The 18,689-nt window shown below is 37.0% G+C and carries 17 protein-coding genes and 3 tRNA genes; 10 read left to right on the top strand and 10 right to left on the bottom strand.

Annotation, left to right across the window (positions count from 1 at the left end; all coding sequences use genetic code 11):
* Positions 1-230 precede the first annotated feature (230 nt).
* Positions 231-1,325 carry an FAS1-like dehydratase domain-containing protein gene (locus JIV24_RS20055; RefSeq protein ID WP_200466865.1) on the bottom strand — a complete coding sequence of 365 codons (1,095 nt, stop codon included), beginning with the start codon at positions 1,323-1,325 and terminating at the stop codon, positions 231-233.
* A 267-nt stretch (positions 1,326-1,592) separates the two neighbouring features.
* A complete protein-coding gene (locus JIV24_RS20050; RefSeq protein ID WP_200466864.1) occupies positions 1,593-1,730 on the bottom strand; it encodes a hypothetical protein in 138 nt (45 codons plus the stop codon).
* 717 nt (positions 1,731-2,447) lie between these two features.
* Here JIV24_RS20050 and JIV24_RS20045 point away from each other — a divergent pair.
* The 3 genes from JIV24_RS20045 to JIV24_RS20035 all read left to right on the top strand — a co-directional run bounded on the left by JIV24_RS20045 (position 2,448) and on the right by JIV24_RS20035 (position 2,796).
* Positions 2,448-2,520 (top strand) — tRNA-Lys (locus JIV24_RS20045).
* A 65-nt stretch (positions 2,521-2,585) separates the two neighbouring features.
* Positions 2,586-2,658: transfer RNA gene (locus JIV24_RS20040), tRNA-Lys, on the top strand.
* Positions 2,659-2,723: 65 nt separating this feature from the next.
* Positions 2,724-2,796: transfer RNA gene (locus JIV24_RS20035), tRNA-Lys, on the top strand.
* Positions 2,797-3,098: 302 nt separating this feature from the next.
* Here JIV24_RS20035 and JIV24_RS20030 read toward each other — a convergent pair.
* From JIV24_RS20030 to JIV24_RS20010, 5 genes are all read right to left on the bottom strand, one after another.
* On the bottom strand, positions 3,099-3,578 hold the full coding sequence (locus JIV24_RS20030) for a hypothetical protein (RefSeq protein WP_200466863.1): 480 nt from the start codon (positions 3,576-3,578) through the stop codon (positions 3,099-3,101).
* 217 nt (positions 3,579-3,795) lie between these two features.
* Positions 3,796-4,350, bottom strand: coding sequence for an efflux RND transporter periplasmic adaptor subunit (locus JIV24_RS20025; RefSeq protein ID WP_200466862.1), 555 nt, complete (start codon positions 4,348-4,350; stop codon positions 3,796-3,798).
* Entirely contained in the window at positions 4,302-4,556 is a 255-nt protein-coding gene (locus tag JIV24_RS20020; RefSeq protein ID WP_200466861.1) for an RND family efflux transporter, read from the bottom strand. The genes JIV24_RS20025 and JIV24_RS20020 overlap by 49 nt, the downstream gene beginning before the upstream one ends.
* Positions 4,557-4,574: 18 nt before the next feature.
* Positions 4,575-4,721 carry a biotin/lipoyl-binding protein gene (locus tag JIV24_RS22925; RefSeq protein ID WP_200466860.1) on the bottom strand — a complete coding sequence of 49 codons (147 nt, stop codon included), beginning with the start codon at positions 4,719-4,721 and terminating at the stop codon, positions 4,575-4,577.
* A gap of 318 nt (positions 4,722-5,039) precedes the next feature.
* A complete protein-coding gene (locus tag JIV24_RS20010; protein ID WP_200466859.1) occupies positions 5,040-6,326 on the bottom strand; it encodes a rhodanese-like domain-containing protein in 1,287 nt (428 codons plus the stop codon).
* Between the two features lie 259 nt (positions 6,327-6,585).
* On the opposite strand from JIV24_RS20010, the gene JIV24_RS20005 reads away from it, so the two are divergent.
* The 4 genes from JIV24_RS20005 to JIV24_RS19990 all read left to right on the top strand — a co-directional run bounded on the left by JIV24_RS20005 (position 6,586) and on the right by JIV24_RS19990 (position 12,384).
* A complete protein-coding gene (locus JIV24_RS20005; RefSeq protein ID WP_200466858.1) occupies positions 6,586-7,965 on the top strand; it encodes a PAS domain-containing sensor histidine kinase in 1,380 nt (459 codons plus the stop codon).
* 465 nt (positions 7,966-8,430) lie between these two features.
* Positions 8,431-8,844, top strand: a complete 414-nt coding sequence (locus JIV24_RS20000) for a threonyl-tRNA synthetase editing domain-containing protein (RefSeq protein WP_200466857.1) — start codon at positions 8,431-8,433, stop codon at positions 8,842-8,844.
* Between the two features lie 388 nt (positions 8,845-9,232).
* Complete coding sequence (locus JIV24_RS19995; RefSeq protein ID WP_200466856.1) at positions 9,233-11,545, top strand: TonB-dependent receptor; 2,313 nt, start codon at positions 9,233-9,235, stop codon at positions 11,543-11,545.
* Positions 11,546-11,556: 11 nt separating this feature from the next.
* On the top strand, positions 11,557-12,384 hold the full coding sequence (locus JIV24_RS19990) for a DUF4249 domain-containing protein (RefSeq protein ID WP_200466855.1): 828 nt from the start codon (positions 11,557-11,559) through the stop codon (positions 12,382-12,384).
* A 45-nt stretch (positions 12,385-12,429) separates the two neighbouring features.
* On the opposite strand, the gene JIV24_RS19985 is transcribed toward JIV24_RS19990, so the two are convergent.
* The 3 genes from JIV24_RS19985 to JIV24_RS19975 form a co-directional block, all read right to left on the bottom strand.
* Positions 12,430-14,652, bottom strand: a complete 2,223-nt coding sequence (locus JIV24_RS19985; RefSeq protein WP_200466854.1) for a M56 family metallopeptidase — start codon at positions 14,650-14,652, stop codon at positions 12,430-12,432.
* Positions 14,652-15,023, bottom strand: coding sequence for a BlaI/MecI/CopY family transcriptional regulator (locus tag JIV24_RS19980; RefSeq protein ID WP_200466853.1), 372 nt, complete (start codon positions 15,021-15,023; stop codon positions 14,652-14,654). The genes JIV24_RS19985 and JIV24_RS19980 overlap by 1 nt, the downstream gene beginning before the upstream one ends.
* Before the next feature lie 172 nt (positions 15,024-15,195).
* Positions 15,196-15,831: a class II aldolase/adducin family protein gene (locus JIV24_RS19975; RefSeq protein WP_200466852.1), complete on the bottom strand. Its 636-nt coding sequence runs from the start codon at positions 15,829-15,831 to the stop codon at positions 15,196-15,198.
* Positions 15,832-15,968: 137 nt separating this feature from the next.
* Between JIV24_RS19975 and JIV24_RS19970 the strand changes: the two genes are divergently transcribed.
* The 3 genes from JIV24_RS19970 to JIV24_RS19960 all read left to right on the top strand — a co-directional run bounded on the left by JIV24_RS19970 (position 15,969) and on the right by JIV24_RS19960 (position 18,622).
* Positions 15,969-16,964: an N-acetylmuramoyl-L-alanine amidase family protein gene (locus JIV24_RS19970; protein WP_200466851.1), complete on the top strand. Its 996-nt coding sequence runs from the start codon at positions 15,969-15,971 to the stop codon at positions 16,962-16,964.
* A gap of 61 nt (positions 16,965-17,025) precedes the next feature.
* Complete coding sequence (locus tag JIV24_RS19965; RefSeq protein WP_200466850.1) at positions 17,026-17,922, top strand: nucleotidyltransferase family protein; 897 nt, start codon at positions 17,026-17,028, stop codon at positions 17,920-17,922.
* Positions 17,923-18,004: 82 nt separating this feature from the next.
* Positions 18,005-18,622: an alpha/beta hydrolase gene (locus tag JIV24_RS19960; protein WP_200466849.1), complete on the top strand. Its 618-nt coding sequence runs from the start codon at positions 18,005-18,007 to the stop codon at positions 18,620-18,622.
* Positions 18,623-18,689: the final 67 nt, after the last annotated feature.

Raw genomic sequence — 18,689 nt, 5'->3', positions numbered from 1 at the left:
GTTAATATTTAGTTGTTTACATACTAACAGGCGGGAGCAATTTTTGATCAAATTTGCGTAATGAAAGATCTGCACCCCTATTATGCAATCATAATCATACGAAAGAAACACAAATAACCCACAAGTACTAAGTAATACAGACACTATTTATCGATGTACCAAGAACTGGCAAATAAAAAGCCCATCAAAAATATTTTGACAGGCTAGAAATGATATCATTTGAATATAACTTACTCAACTTTTCGAAGGGCTTTCCAATCGGCCACCAGGCATATTTTACCTTTTAAAGCCGGGCACTTTTCTTCCAGAATGCGCTCAACATCAGCAGGGCGTTGCAGGCCATTGAATAATTCTAATGGAAAATCAGCATCCGAAAGCTCGGGTTCGGTATCTACGTTGCGTAAACCAAAAGTACGCACTTCAATCTCTTCAAAGCCCGGCATTAGATGTGTGCTGTTTTTAATATAACTGAAAGCCCCTACACGGTCTTCCGCCACAACAGGAACCACATGAAAGGCCTTGTCAACTTGCGGCAATAGCAACTGACGAAACTCCCGACCTGAGATACCTAATACCATTGATAATACAATACCACCTGAGATAATAATTTCGCCAGGCTTGTAACGCTGATAGTTATAATGGATGGGGTGTGTATTTTTAAAATAAGTGGCCCAGAATAAGTTTTCACTTTTTCCTACTGGTCGTACAAAGGGATGTAGTAATAAATCCCCTTCATTAAAATCATCAATCTTATTCTCAATAGAGATGCCGCGAACACGAGCCAGAATTTTCTCTTTAAAATGATGATTCTTTAGTGGTTCCACCCCATTACTATCCTGATTATGTATCACATTAATTCGCGGAAACAAGGTCACTCTTTCCAATGAAAAAACTGCTTCACCCTTTTGGTTCGATAATACATGTTCTGACACAACGGTAGAATAGTTACCGTTTGAAGTATCATTGATGTCTTTAACCTTAATGACGCATGAAAAAGTATCACCTGCAAAAGCTGGATTAAGATACAAAGCATTTCTTATCTCTAAGTGTAACAGACTTGAGTGTGCAAAATTCTCAACGCCAAGGCTCAATGTTAAATTCATGAGAAAACCATATGGCAAAAACATCTCGTGAAAGCCAAGTATACCTGCAAACTCACGACTATTTTCAGGATATGACGATGTTGGCATCAGTCCGCTCCATAAGCTATGAACCGATTCATCGACAGTGATATTAAAGTGGCTTACTATTTCCTGACCGATGGTTACCCGGTTTATATCCAGGCCATAGTTTACCTTTCTATTTGGTTTAATAAATCCTTGCATGGTTAAATGTTGTGAGCCACAAAAATAAAGCTTTTACCTGTAGAAACCGTCCTGATAACAAGGCTCTCAGCAAGAAATTCACGGCTAACTTTCAATCATAAAATCAAATCAGGAGAACTGCTTTCAATTTTGCAGGGTATAAGGACTTCATCCTTTGAAATAATAAGAAAAGCGAAGTATTTTTTTTACCTCGCTTTATTTTTTTCATGATGTCGTGTTGGAATTTACACATTAATAGGTATAAATCCCTCAATTTATCACAATCTATTACTTAATTTCTAACTCCAATTCGACACCTGCCAAATCGGTATCGCTACCATAATCGATAACTCCTAATATACTGTACTTCCCTTTAGCCAATGCCGATGGTAAATGAAACTTCACTTCGCGCATGCCTTGTGGCAATACTGTATTCGTTAATCAATTGCCCTTTACAGTTTTCAATAAGAATACTTGACTCGGTCGAAACTTTTATAATTAAAGCTTCGTCAGCATTACCGTTATTAAACCCGAATTATGCATTTGCAAGTCTATTGCAAATTGAAATTGCTTCAAAACAGGTCATTTCACTAACGTTCTTTCACTCAACAGAACGATGCAATGCCTCGTTTCAGAAAGTCCTTGTTTTTTTCGCCCTTTCAATGCTTATTACCAAGTTCTAACGCACAAATCAGGTTAAACAGTTTAAAAGTGCACGTTGTAGAATCTGTGTTTTTGCGAGAAGTAGATTTGATTTGAAGTAGAAGAGGCACTCCAGTAGGATCGTTTCTTAACGTTTGATATTCTAGCTGTAACTAGCAATGGTATAGCCTTGATGTTAGAAATACATTAGCCACATATGTCATATCGACTTGCAAATTTTCGGCAGGCGGATTACCCTTTATTCAACTTGCTAAGGACTATTCGAAATAAACCATTCAAGCGACACATCATTAAAATCATTATTTTCAACTTTTATCTTAAATAAGCGTTTTAGTTCAAGTAATGAATATCAATACAAAACAGAAGAGGCGCGATTTTCATCTACCATTGCAAGAATAATTTTCCAACTTTTTTCATCTCAAAATTTGCAATAAAAAGAAAAGCATCTATCTTTGCACCGCAATTGAGAAAAACAAGGATGACTCAGTAGCTCAGCTGGTAGAGCAACGCCCTTTTAAGGCGTGGGTCCAGGGTTCGAATCCCTGCTGAGTCACAACCTTTTAGACCTTAAAACGTAAGGTCTATTTTTTTGAAAACCGAGATACTCGGTATTGGATTGACTCAGTAGCTCAGCTGGTAGAGCAACGCCCTTTTAAGGCGTGGGTCCAGGGTTCGAATCCCTGCTGAGTCACTATTATTTTGGACCTTAAACGAAGGTCTATTTTTTTTGAAAACCGAGATACTCGGTATTGGATTGACTCAGTAGCTCAGCTGGTAGAGCAACGCCCTTTTAAGGCGTGGGTCCAGGGTTCGAATCCCTGCTGAGTCACTCAAGATAAAAGCTCCTTTATAGGGGCTTTTCTTGTTTTATACATATTATAACAAGCACTAACTGAAACAATATTTGTGCTCTTTCTCACTGAGAGTTGGTATGTTATAGGTTGTTATTTAAAAAAATCCATCCGGTAAGATTTACACTAATTTAAGTCAGCCTGAATAAGAAGCTATACCAGTGATAAAACGAAACTTGGACACTAAAACATATACATTTTGGATTTTCGATATAGAGTTACAATTATCCTCAACCTTTCTTATACCTAATTACTACATACATTACCTATACTAAAATCTTTACTCGACATCAATTAACTGTTTCTGCTTTAGACTAAGAATAAAACTGGCTGTATACATTTTTGAATTACGTTCGAGCAATCGGAAACCATAATTACTCAAATGTAGAATACCAGGATAGTACTGGCTTATTAACTTCTTACAACACAAGTGCATTTGTTCTAAAAAATCATCTTCATCAACCTCACTGAGTACTTTATTCAATAGCTTAGTAATACTATTCAGTTCTTTTTGCTTACGATACTCCGGGTAATGTTCATCTTTATCAATAACTGACTCTGTAGTATTTATAATATCATTGGCATAAGTAGCGATAGCATTCTCCATTGATTTGTTGTATTTACTATGACTGTGATGCTTGCTTATTAATGAATATACATCTAATGTCAGCGCCTCTTTGAGCGCATCAAAGAATTGTTCTTTCTCCTTAAAGGATTTTAGATAATCATCTGCATCAAATTGATTTCCAAAGTGTGTCATAGCACCAACTTTTTATCCGACTGTATATAACAACAGATAATCTCTTAAAAAGTTATAAAGAAGCATTGGCTTTGTACATCATCTTTTGATGTTTTAGGTATACCTTTCTAAGCTATATGGAAGAATAAGTTCGGTACTTGAACAAAAATAAGAATTCAATAGCTTATGAATCTTTTATTTAAAACTAAGTCTTTTTAAAAACGAGGAGAACGTACAATCATTTTAATTCGTTCAACCTTACGCGTGTGCATAGAGTTAAACAAATGCATATTATACTTTTTATAGAATACATAAACCTTAAACAACTGAACATCCCTAATCCTCTTTCAATTACAATAGAATTATCTATTTCCGGACCTGTTTCTACAAATCTTTTTTCAGCAATACTGTCGCGACGCATCACATATATAAAGCTCCCTCCTTTTTCAATAATTAGAGATTTGCGCGGAACCACAATGGCATCTTCAATCACATCTAATAAGAAACTAACCTTTGTGAACTGTCCGGGTAACAATACCTGATTCGGATTGGCTAACTCTGCTCGAACGCCAAAAGTGCCTGTTTTTGGTTCCACCTGAGGGTCAGCAAAATCGACTACCCCTTCAAGTGGATATTCGCTGTTGTCAGCCAAAGTGACTTTAACAGTAGGTTGCCACGAACGCGTACTATCGGTTTGCCCAATAGCCACATTACGTTCCTTACTCCTCAAATAGTCCAATGCTGTCATTTTAAAATCGACCAACACTGTATCACTTTGCACCACAGTGGCCATAAAGAATTATTTCCAGGACCTACTAAGGCCCCAATATCAACATATCGTTCACTAATCTTACCCTTTAAAGGCGAGCGAACAGTTGTAAAATCAAATTCCAATTGATGTTGTGCCAAGTCTGCCTCACTCATGGCTACCTTGGCTATCGCGATCTCCTGAGCAGCTTTGGCATTATCTAAATCCAATTCACTGGCCGCATTGCCCATAAATAAAGGCTCAATACGTTATAAATCGCGATTGGCTTTGTTAAAGGTTGCGATATCGCTTTTAAGCTGGGCTTTTGCCTTGTCGAGCTGGGCTTTGTATTGTGACTGATCAATCAAAAACAATACTTCGCCTTGTTCAACATGTTTTCCTTCAGCAAACATCATTTTTTGTAGGTAGCCCTCTACTCTTGCACGAACCTCAACATAACGGTAAGCACGTATTCGTCCTACGAATTCACCACAATTTAATATCAGCCTTTTACACTGGTGCAATTACAACAGCAGGGTGGTGAGGTTTTTCAACATCTTTACAGCCTGCCAACATCAACAAAGCAAGTATAAACAGGCCAATCTTATTATATTTCAAGCTGTTAGGTTTCGACTTTTTACAGCTTAAATTTAAATAATAAGCCGAAATAAATACGACTATTCTGATGTTTTATTCTAAAATGACACTTTACTGCCATAATCACGATTTAAAACTCATACTTTGACCATCGGTTCTCCAATTTCATATTTATTCATAGGATCATTACTCCATTCGAACCAACCTCCATCAAATACCGAGACGCGTGGCCAGCCCATCAGCCAGGCATTAATAAAAGCTTCACTCCCTCGCCACCCGGTACCACAATAAAATGCCAGATGCTTATCGGATGTCAAACCAACACCTTGCCAAATCTCCATCACCTCCTGAGCTTCTCTAACGGTATGATCGACATTTCTATAATTTTCCATGTGATAAGCATCGGAACCGCAATTACCGAATACAGAACCTGGTATGCGCCCTTTCTTTTCGATGTAATTATAGCCACTTACTTCTCCTATATATTCGGCCCAAGAACGTACTGATACTAATTCAGCATCCTTCGATGTCAGAATGTTTATTGCTTCATCTATATCGACGAACAATTCAGGTTTTTGAGGAATTTCAACTCCAAAATCAATAACAGCTTGTTTAGGCACATCATTACTGGCAATTTCAAAGCCGGCATCTTTCCAACTTTGAAATCCTCCATTTAAAATACGAACATCTTTAACTCCAGCATATAGCATGATGGCAGCGCAACGAATAGCTCCTAGATGACCTGCTGCACTTCCTGGAAAATCAGATGCATTATCGGGATGCATGAATTTACCATAGAGAACAACAGTAGTATCTGCTGTAATACCATGTGATTCCAGGGCTATTTTAAGTTCTTTGGGTGAGCGCCTGTTCCATGTTTCAGGTGATTCCAATGCCAATGTATCCATATCAATAGCTCCGGGGATATGACCACTTAAGTAGGCCTGGCGATTACGATAATGGGCATGAACAATAACCGTATCTCCTCCCGGATGATCATCTGGTAACTCTGCATTTAAAACCGCATTTATCCACTCTGGAAAAACAAGCGAACGATATCGTTCGAGGCGTTCGAGAGGCAGAATACCTGACGACCATTCACTTATAAAATATTCATAAACAAACACATCCTCATAACCAGCCTTAATAAATAAATCGGCCACCTCTTGAATTTGTTTTAATTCATAACCGTAAATAACCAAGGTGTGATAGGTGCCAATACCTTTATGTCGTACAATTTCAATCCAATCCATATAATTGGTCCACTTAAAGGGTAATGATTTGGCACCAGGAATATGACCTCCATTAGGCTCGTTTTGTAAGGTCCATCCATTATAAGCATCTATGGGTCGAATATCAATGACTCTGACATTATCATCATACATTATCTCTTGTAATTGTTGGGTGGTAATTGGTTTTAACATGCTAATCGTTTTTTGTTCAAGATTCAATATCGCATGATTATTATTAATTATCAAACTGTTATTATTACCTATCTGTTCCCTGTTTGATTAATTCAAAATATGGCCTCTATACTTGAATGTACTTTTTAACTTGATAATCAGAAAAATAAATGTAACCTTATTGTACTAGGCAAGTATATGAGCTTAATGATAAAGAAGAAATCCAATAAAGTTTAAACACCTGCATTCTACATCAAAACATACTAGCAATTGGCAATTAGTGTACTTAACCTACTTAGTAGCCATACTTAGTGTTTGGGTATTACCTGATTACTTTCGCTTTCTGGTGAATTTACTATTGGTACTTCCACTTATATGGATTAACTGGAGAAAGAACCTGATACTAAGCATTGGTTTCCTATCTCTTTTATATGTACCACAAATCACTTATGGATTAATCAATGCAGATTTCTTCTCAACAGATATACATATTCTCTTTTTATTCTCCATATTATTATTGATAAGCATCAATATTGTGAAGCTTCAAAACAAGCGTAACAGGGAACAAGATCTAAAATACAAAGCCTTATTCGATAATTCAGTAGATGGCATTTGTGTGCTGGATAAAAACAAAAAGATTATTGATGCCAATAATTCGTTATGTGAAATATTTAAGTACCCAATTGATGAGTTAGTTGGCATGAATGTATCCCAATTACTTCACCCTGAAGACCTAGTGAATTCGAAGTCTTTCTTCAAGAAATTGCATTCAGATGGTTTTTATTCGAAATTTGAAGGACGCGTCATTCGTAAGGATCAATCAACCATCTGGATTCAAGTTAACTCAACTTCCTTTTCGAATAAGAAGATTGAATCTGGCTCTCTGGATATTATCCGAGATATCACAAAACGAAAGAAGAACGAAAATTACATTAAGCAACGAAATCAATTATTACAACAGCTAAACCATACAAAGGATCGGTTTTTCTCAATTATTGCTCATGACTTACGCAGTCCGTTTCAAGGTATCTTAGGACTCAATGAGTTGCTCAAAAAAAACTTTGATAGTCGAACAGTTGATAAAAACAAAGAGTTGCTTACAAGCATTAATGAACAATGCAATAACTATTATAGCTTTCTTGAAGATTTATTAAAATGGTCGTCATTGCAAACAGACAGAACTTCATTTGAACCTGCCTGTTATTCGGTTAATGATATTTTAAACGAACAAATAGAACTTGTAAAGCATATTTCAACTCAGAAAAGCATCCGAATTAATTCTCAATTTAACCACCATGATTTTAATGTAGTCGCCGACAAAAACATGCTGGCTCTTGTTTTTAGAAACATGCTTACAAACTCATTAAAATACACGCCACAAGACGGTAATATCAACATAGAAGGCACTCACCTTAAAAATGAAGAATCTGTAAAGATAAAAATAAGTGATACCGGAATTGGTATGCAACCAGAGCAAATTCAGCAACTGTTTAAACTAGATAAATTAAATTCAACCAGAGGTATTTCAGGTGAATCTGGCCACGGATTAGGACTGATATTATGCAAAGAGTGTATCGAAAAACACGGTTCAGAGTTAATGGTTGAAAGCTCGCCCAATAAGGGCACCTGTCTTAGCTTTTATCTCCCACTGGCCAACTAGAGCTTAACACTTTCATTTTTAACATGCTTTCTTCTAATTACAAGCATCTTCAAAGTAATGCATGTAGCATTAAAAACCTGAGTTCGACGTGAAATTTTGAACTCAGAACGCTTACAAATAGTGAGTTTCAAGTGTGCATTGACGAAAGAATAGCGGGCTATTTTGAGTCGATTACACGAAGAAAATTGCTGTTGGTAAGTGGAATTGCTACGCTTTGAATAAAAAACTGTTCTACAGCGTCAAATTTTATCACAATAGTTCACTATTCTTCTAAAATTATTCCTTGTATATCAGCTTTTTATTGCAAACTGAGTTTTAAAATTTAAATCGAACTCAGGTTAAAACATATTAATCACATTTCCTGCCATTGTTCTACCAACTAAGCTAGTGCATAACAAAAAGCGTATGGTCTTATTGTCGTGATTAAAAATCTATTTACTTTTATAAAAAAACATATCTGTCAGCGTGAAAGTACTTATTTTTTATACCAGACAATTTTCTTACACCCCATCTGAAAAAAATATTGATAATGCACCCGACCCCGGCTGTGCCAAGTCATACAATAAGTGCTTATTAGCTTTTATTCAAATTGAAGAAGCAGATGAAGAGAAAGGCCTAAGAAGCCGTGAAAAGAAGCTGGCCAACCACTTAAAGTGGGCAGCTCGTAAAAACAACACTAAGAAGATTGTTTTGCATTCATTCGCTCATTTATCCGATTCTAAAGCATCGATCGATTTTACAAAACAACTGTTTGATGATGCACAAACCAGATTAGAAAACGTTGACTACGAAGTAGCGCAAACACCTTTTGGCTATTTTCTGGATTTAAAAATCGATGCTCCAGGATTTTCTTTAGCTAGAATATGGGCAGAACTATAGGTATGTTTTGACTTGAGATATCGGATATTAGGCTTTGAGGATGTGAAGCACTAACAATGGCTTGTGTGAATCAAACACTCTTGAATAGTCCTCCAATTTCTTTTAAAAGTAATGAACTTACTTCTGTATTTGTCATCAAGTCTGAATCATTTAGAAACAAAGAATATGATTATTTAAATACAGCTCAATCTCACATCACAATACCTTACCGAACATCTTTACATCCTTTTTCATTCCTCTTCTTTCCCAATTCATCCTTAATCGAATAGTTATGTATCAATTTTACCTTACATTTGCCTTTGGAGAGAAAAAACACTAAGCACCTAGAGATTAGTGGTGTAAACTACTACACTTAATAATCTATACATTTTCAACCTATATCTTTTCAATGAATTTTATACTAAAAAAGTGGCCACTAATAGCCTACCTCCTACTTATTAGCGCTAGTTCTTACGCTCAAAACAAGTTTACAATTAGCGGAGAAGTAACCGATGCCGAAACAGGAGAAGCACTCATTGGTGTTACCATTTACACAGCAGATAAAACGGTGGGTACCATGACCAATACCTATGGTTTTTATTCGTTAACCTTACCTGAAGGTGAACAAACAGTACTTTATAGTTTTGTTGGCTACCAAACACAACAACGAGACATTAAGCTAACAGCAAATCAAAGCATAAAAATACAATTAGCAGTTAACGAAACAGCCTTAAATGAAGTTGTAGTTAGTGCCGAAAAAAAAGATAAAAACATTGCTGCTACACAGATGACAGGAGAAAAACTGGATATGAAAACCATTGATAAACTCCCTGTCCTGTTTGGCGAACGCGATGTACTTAAAACCATCCAATTACTACCTGGTATTAGCACGGTTTCGGAGGGTGGCAATGGCTTTAGCGTACGTGGTGGTTCTATTGACCAAAACCTGATTCTATTAGATGAAGCGCCAGTATACAGTGCCTCTCACTTAATGGGATTTTTCTCTGTTTTTAATGCCGATGCCATAAAAGGCATGACCGTTTATAAAAGTGGCATACCAGCCAATTATGGTGGACGAGCGGCATCGGTACTTGATATTACCATGCGCGATGGCAACATGAAAAAGTTCCAGGGTTCTGGCGGCATTGGCTTGCTGGCATCGCGACTTACATTAGAAGGACCTATTATAGAGGATAAAATGTCGTTTATCGTATCAGGACGACGCAGTTATGCCGACCTCATCGCCAAGGGTGCCAACCAAATTGATGATGGGACTCAAATGTACTTCTATGATTTAAATGCCAAACTCAACTGGAAAATTAATGATAACAACCGTTTGTTTCTTTCGGGCTATTTTGGAAAAGATGATTTTGGCTTTGAAGACATGGGAATGGACTGGGGAAATACAACAGCAACTCTTCGCTGGAATCACCTGTTCAGCTCGCAATTGTTTTCAAACACTACAGCTTTATACAGCGAATATGATTATGGATTTAATTTTGGCGATCGTGGAAGCATGTCATCCGGTATTAAAGACGTTAGCCTCAAGCAAGATTTCACCTGGTATGCCAATCCTCAAAACACAATGAAGTATGGGCTTAATGCAACTTATCATACTTTTTATCCGGGCGAGTTCTTATTTGAAGACAACTCTATATCGGATATAAAAGTACCTGAGAAGCAAGCTTTAGAATCTTCATTATATATTAGTAATGAACAGAAAATTGGCACTAAACTCACTCTTGATTATGGCGTAAGAGCTTCCATGTTTAATCAGTTTGGACCGGGTGAAAACATCACCTACGATGATGATAACAACATTATCGACAAAGCGTATTTTGACAAAGGTGACGTGATGCAAACCTTCTATGGCGTTGAACCACGACTGGGATTAAACTATCGCTTTAATACTAAAAGTTCCTTTAAAGCGTCGTACAATCGAATGGTGCAATACCTTCATTTGATGTCGAACAGTACATCGGGCCAGCCAACTGATACCTGGATGCCAAGTTCCTTTAATATTGAGCCAACAATCGTTAACCAATACTCAGTGGGTTTCTTTCGTAATTTTATGGATAATGCATTTGAATTTTCGGCTGAAACGTATTACAAAACCTTGAATAACATTAGTGACTACAAGGATGGCACACAAGTGATGTTAAATGAAAATATTGAGTCTTACGTGTTACAAGGTGAAGGCCGTAGCTATGGTTTGGAGTTATACCTAAAAAAGAAATATGGCGACTTTACAGGCTGGGTGAGTTATACTTTATCAAATACCAATAATAAAATTGAAGGCATCAACAATGGCGATTGGTACGACTCGTCATATGATAAAACACATGATGTTTCAATTGTTACAAGCTACCAGTTTACTGAGCGCGTTTCTATTTCGGCCAATTGGATTTTTTATACAGGTAATGCGGTTACCTTCCCAAGTGGTAAGTACGAATTCGATGGCAATCAGGTACCTTATTATACCGAGCGTAATGGTTATCGCATGCCCGATTATCATCGTTTGGATTTAAACATCCATTTGGAAGGTAAGGGAAATAAGCGTATCAATTCGAGCTGGGATTTCTCCTTATACAATCTCTACAATCAAATGAACGCATATACCATCAACTTTCGCGAGAATGAAACCAATCCAAATGTAACTGAGGCCGTTAAGTTGAGTTTATTTGGTATTATACCATCTGTTACCTGGAATTTCAAATTTTAAAAACCCTAAATATGAAACGATATATATTTCACAAAGCTATGTTTTTCTTATCCTTATCTGCTCTACTTGGTGGTTTGCTGCAATCGTGCGAAGAAGTGATTGATATCGATCTTAATGATGCCGCTCCTAAATTAGTGATTGATGGACAAATAGTTATTGGGGAACCTGCTACAGTTCGAATTAGTTATACCAGCGACTACTTTTCTGATGACGAAGCAGCTTATGAAGAAAATGCATCTATCACCATTACCGATTCAGAAAACAATAGCGAAAACTTATCATACATTGAAAATGGCATTTACACCGGTGCTTTATTACGAGGAAAACCAGGACTTGAATACTCACTTTCAATTACAATTGATGATAAAACACACAAGGGCAAGAGCAAGATATTAACGCCTACGCAAATTGTAAAACTAGGCTATACTGAGTTTGATGGTTTTGGCGGTTCTCAAGATGAACCAGAATACAACATTGTTATAACTTTAACCAATAATACCGAGGAAGATAACTATTACATGGTGAAGTACTTTATTAATGGCTCTGAAAAAGAAGATACCTATAGCCTTTGGTCGAATGAATATTTTCCGAATGAAGAAACCATTGAATTTACTCCTTTGCGTTTCTCTTTTACTAAAGACGATGTAGTAACTGTTAAAGCCTATTCAATTGATGAAGGCACTTATGATTATTACTCTGAACTGGATGAAATAATTGACCAACAAGGCGGTGGCAGCTCCACTCCATTTAACCCCGGTTCAAATTTTGGGAAAGATGTATTAGGCTATTTCCGGGCCTGGTCATACGACCAGCAAACCGTTCAGGTTGAAGACGAATAGATAAAAAGCTGCTAGAATCTAGGTTCTAGCGGCTTCTATTATAGTTTATTGAATTTTCGATTCGATAATAATAACACCATATTCAGCTTTGTCTCCATACAAATCTGTGGCAGATTTATCTTTTAATACACTGATAGATTTAATACTATTGGCATCAAGATCATCTAGTGAGCCACTAAACTCTTCGCCATCTAAAATTACATAGGGTTTATTTTCTCCGGCAAACCCATTTATTCGAACATTCTCCGCCTTCTCACCACGACGAACAAGAATATTGTTTGAATCAAATTCATTCATCTTTCCGTAACCAACTACAACAACCTCATCAACCTTAGTATTTGCTTTCGTTTGAATCAACACAACACCATTTTCACCATCTTTGCCATATTTCTCAATAGCCGTCTCTCCTTTAAGTACAGTAACATTATCGATGTCTTCAGCATCAACCTTCGCCTCTGTTTGTTTAACGCCATCGACAATAAATAGCGGTGATTTTCCATTTGAACCTTTTACACTAAAATCTGAGATACTTACCTGAGCGTCGTTTGTAGTCTGAAATAAAACTTTTTCATCCTTACGCTTTGTTGTTACCAAAACCACGCCATTTTCGGCTCCTTCACCGTATAATTTCGTCATTTCCGGGTCTTTTAAAACGGTAACTGTTTCAATATCTTCGGAATTTACATCATTAACAGCTCGTTTTTCACCATCTACAATAAACATTGGAGATGCCTTACTATTGCCATTAATACTATACGATTCAACTTTTACTTTATTTGACGACTTTAGTAAAACTTCTTCTTTTTGAGCTGATTTAGTTATTATTTCAATGGCACCATCTTTGGCTTTTTTGCCATATTTATGAATCGCAGCTTCATCTTTGAGTACATCTAGTTCTGCTATATCATCTGGTGGAATAGTCTCTAAACCACTTAAGTACTTTTCTCCATTAACCATAATCAAAGGTGATGGATGCATTTCTAAAGTTGCCTTTTCATCTTGAAGCATAAATTCAAAGTCAATTTGTAATAATTTGTTTTTAAGTAATTCATCATTTACAGTGGGCATTTCTTCCACTACTCTCTTTGCTTCTTCTTCCAACAGTGAAATAAATTCCTCTTGTGAATTATCACCAACCCGGGCTGTGCCATTGTCAGATGTATATGACACTACTACCACATTATCCAATACAGTAGCATCTGCTTTTGCTCCGATGCCAATATTACTTACTTTACCTTTTTTGTTGACTTTAAAATTAACAGTAACCGTACTTTCGACACCAGCATTTCGTGCATCTAATGGATACTTTATCCGTTTGGCAAAGTGCTTACGCAAGTCTTGCTCACTGTTAATTTCAGCATTAACACTTGCTTTAACAATTGTTTTAGCCGGATTGGTAAATGCCAGCAAAGCAGCCACAACAAGTGGCAATACGATTAAACCTTTAGCCCATCCGATTATTTTGTTAGTATGTTTTTTATTCATCATTACAAGTCTCTTTTTTGTTAAACTTTGGTTGAAGTTATTCACCAACTGCATTCGCTTATGGCCTTGTAATAAATTCAATAATGAATACTGATACATTTGTGGTTCGTTTGTGATTTGCACCATCGCGTTGTCAACACAATATTCATGGTTTTGAGCAATTAGCTTACGAAGCCACCACACAAACGGATTCCACCATTGAATTATCAGTAGCCATTCGGCCAGCGAAATATCAATTGAATGCAATTGAGCACAATGACTGCGCTCGTGTTCAAGAATCATCTGCCTGTTAAGGTCTCTCTCCAAATGTTCTGGCAGATATATGGTTCGGAAAAATGAAAACGGATTTACATCCTTATTTTTCAGCAAAACAACATCGTAACCCTTATAGCTTAGATGTCGGCCTTTCTTTTTTAATCGATGGATAAATACATATCCCCATAGCAAACGAACTACAAGCAATAAACAAACAACCATGTAAATACTCACAGCAACCTGCAGCCAATTTATAGATTCCGGTACAACGATGGATTCTCCATAAGTAATTGGCACATCCATATTGAATACAAGTGTTTCGGCAGCAGCTTCCGGTTTATAGAGTATAGATTTCAACCACGCAGGCATTGCTAGTATTGGCACTATCCATGGTACAATGAGTGTGGCCACTAACCATGCTCTGTTTCGATTGAAAAAATGGTCTTTTGCTAAAAGCATTACAAATAACAGCACAGAAACAGCTATGATTCCGCCTGTTTTTAATTGTAGTTCGATAAATGTGTCCATCAGTCTTGCTTTTTCTTCTCTATAATGTCAATCAATTCTTTTAAATCTTCCACATTTAATTTGTCTTCGTTCACAAAAAACGAAACCACATTTTTGTAGGACGATTCAAAATAATCAGACACCACATTTTTGATAAACAACTTACGATACTCTTCTTTGGTGACTGCCGGAAAATACTCATGTGAATTCCCATAAGAATTATGCGCCACATAGCCTTTCTCTTCAAGGCCCCGAATGATAGTGCTAAAAGTATTGTAATGCGGTTTTGGTTCGGGGTGCTGTTTAAGCAAGTCCTTTACAAAACCTTTGCCGGCTTCCCACAATATTTTCATCACATCTTCTTCGCGCTTAGTTAATCGTTTTGTAATCATCTTATTGACATTAATAAAAGTGTACCATGAATGTATTGACGAAACAAATATAACTATTCAATTCGTTTTATCAACTATTTTTTTCGTTATCGAACGAAATTTTTAGTTGTGAGGAGTAATCACCAACTATCAATCCTTTATATATTCACAGTTTTAGTACAGAAAAAAATACTCACAAAGCAAATAAACGTTGTAATTCAGATATCTGCTCCGGCTTAAGTTCCTTTTTATCATCTAACATAGAAGTCAGCACAGTCATTTTAGACGCATTTTCAAGAACTTCTATCCTATCAAAAGCCTTTAGCATCGATTCACCAACAGCTAATACACCGTGGTTTTGCATAATAATAACATTAGATTCAATGGCTGCCGCAGCCACATTTTTAGCCAATAGTTCTGAACCAGGTGCCGCATATCTTGCTACAACGGGATTTCCGAGTATGGTAGATGCTTCAGCTAACAATGACACATTTACAGCTTTATTAGTTGCTGCAAATAAGCTACCAAACGGCGAATGTGCATGTACGATGCAATTTACTTCTCTTCGTTGATTATAGATGGCCAGATGCATCCCTGTTTCCACACTTACTTGTAACGATGCCGAAACAACGCTACCATTAAGCGCTACAACAGCAATTTGAGAAGCTTTTATATTCCCTTTATCGGTCTCCGATGCTGTAATTGCAATATGATTATCATCAATTCGCCTACTGATGTTTCCACCCAATGAAGTTGTTAATCCCTTTTTATAAAGTCGGCGCATCCACTTGGCTACTTCCTTTTTTTCTTTCAAGTAAGTTTCTTCCATGATAATCGTGTTTGATACCCAAAAGTAATCATCAGAATCGGAATATTCACAATATTAAGAACGACGTTCATAAATATTTGAGAGCATGGCTTCTTTTATTGATGTCTGAAATCCAAAAAAAATTATTTTTGTAGGCGATGAGTACGATTATTAGCAAACGACATATATTTTTAGGCGTGTTTGTGATGATGCATGCATTCCTTTTTTCGCAAGTAAGTTCTGACTACAAGTCATCGAAGCCTAAGGCTGGTGAAGGCTTACATAGTTTTTTAATTCGCCACGATTTAGCACCCAAAGAACATCAATCGGTGTTTATAGAACTCAACAAGGGTAAGTTTGGTAAAAACAACTCTTTGTTAGCCCACCATTCATATTTAATACCCAATACCGAAGTTGAACTATACGAACCCTTATATGGTCGTGAACGAGAACGATTCCCCTTGGAATCAAGCAAATTAAAAGGTTCGTCATTTTACCTGGTTACTGGCCATGGCGGACCCGATCCGGGAGCTATTGGAAAGTACGGTAACCACGAACTTCATGAAGATGAATATGCTTACGACATCACGCTACGACTAGCTAAAAAGCTTCAGGAGAATGGTGCAAAAGTACACCTTGTCATTCAGGATGAAGATGATGGTATTCGCGACAATCAAATATTGCGCTACGACAATCATGAAACTTGTGGCAACAAACAGATTCCTTTGGATCAGAACAAACGATTAAAGCAACGAGCTCTTGAAGTCAACAAATTATATAAGCAGGACACCGAAACTTACCGTCGCTGCCTCATTATTCACCTCGACAGCCGTAGCAAACGGAAACAGATTGATGTGTTCTTTTATCATCATAAAAAAAGCAAAAGTGGCAAAAAGCTGGCTTATCAATTACGCGATACTTTTGATGAAAAATACAAGCGTCATCAGCCATCGCGTGGTTTTTCAGGTACAGTTAGCGATCGTAATTTATACGTTCTCAGAAATACCACGCCAGTTTCAGTATTTGTTGAGCTTGGCAACATCCAAAACTTTCGCGATCAACAGCGATTCGTAAAATCAGATAATCGACAAGCATTGGCAAACTGGCTTTACGATGGAATAAAGAAAGACTTTGAAAGAAAAAATAAGAAATAATCCTTATTTTTGAGCTTTCGATATTTTTCAATTAAATACACTATAAAACACACCAATACTGATGAAACCAACACTTTTAATATTAGCAGCCGGTATGGGCAGCCGCTATGGTGGCCTTAAACAGATGGATGAACTAGGTCCGCATGGCGAATCAATCATTGACTATTCCGTTTATGATGCTATCCAGTCGGGCTTTGAAAAAGTCGTTTTTGTTATCCGCGAGGATTTTGCTGAGGCTTTTAAGGAGCGTTTCGAACCTCGATTAGCAGGTAAAATCAAAACCGAATACGTTTTTCAGGATTTAAATGACTTACCTGAAGGTTATACTGTACCTGAGGGTCGCGAGAAACCCTGGGGAACAGGACATGCCATCCTAATGGCCAAAGAAGCTATTAAAGAGCCATTTGCAATAATTAATGCTGATGATTTTTACGGTCGCGAAGCCTATAAGCAAGTATTTGATTTTGTAGATGAAAGTAAAGCTACCAACGAATATGCGATGGTTGGTTATGCGCTTAATAATACACTTTCTGAGCATGGAACTGTGTCGCGCGGGGTTTGTGAGGCTAATGAAAAAGGCAACCTTGTGAATATTACCGAACGTACCAAAATAGGCTACGAAGGTGATAAAGTATTCTATTACGAAGAAGACAGTAAAACCGAATTAACAGGCAAAGAAGCTGTTTCGATGAACTTCTGGGCCTTTAAGCCAGAATACTTTCAGCACTTAGAAACTGCATTTGTGGATTTTCTGAAAGAAAAAGGAACTGAGATGAAGTCAGAATTCTACTTTAATGCTGTGGTTGATGCCATGATTAAAAAAGGTGAAGCCAGCACTAAAGTGATTCGCACCGATGCCAAATGGTTTGGTGTAACTTACCAGGAGGACAAACCATTGGTACAGGAAAAATTAAATACTCTAATTTCTGATGGTGTTTACCCTAAGAAACTTTGGTAAAAAAAACAAAACAATAAATTGCAGGCGTTTATCATTCGATAAGCGCCTTTTTTATATCTTAGAAATTCTAAATCCAAACAATATGAAGAAACTGTTATCACTTCTAACCCTGCTAATAACATTTACTGTTTCAGCTCAAACACAAAAGGGAAAAGTCATTGAAGGCCTTTCCATCTCAAGTAAAATCACTGGTTACGATGTTAATTATTCGATTTACCTACCACCTTGTTACGAAACGTCACAACGCGCTTACCCGGTTCTTTACCTCTTACACGGATACACCGATAATGAAACAGCCTGGGTGCAATTTGGTGAAGTAAATCACACTGCTGACAAAGCCATTGAAGCAGGTGAAATTCCACCAATGATTATAATAATGCCCGATGCTAAAGTAACCTGGTATGTAAACAATGCTTCAGGTACCAATCTTTTCGAAGACATGTTTTTTGAAGAGTTTATCCCTCAGGTAGAAAACAGATATAGAATTCGATCATCAAGAGATTACCGGGCTGTTTCTGGTTTATCTATGGGAGGCAATGGTTCCTTAGTATTCGCTATCAAGCATCCTGATATTTTTGGTGCTTGTGCAGCTTATAGCTCAGCCGTATATACCAACGACGAAATGAGAGTACATCTTACTCAGGGTAACAAAAGCTGGTTCGAACCAATCTATGGCGGTTTAGATAAAAAAGGTCACTAGCCTCCGAAAGTCGGAATTTTAAATAGCCCTCAGAATCCTATATTTTTGTTTCGACAAAAAAACTTAA

Origin of the sequence: Carboxylicivirga marina (assembly GCF_016612505.1) — a bacterium.
In the GTDB taxonomy this organism is placed as follows: domain Bacteria; phylum Bacteroidota; class Bacteroidia; order Bacteroidales; family Marinilabiliaceae; genus Carboxylicivirga; species Carboxylicivirga marina.
This window is presented reverse-complemented; position numbering and strand designations above follow the sequence as displayed.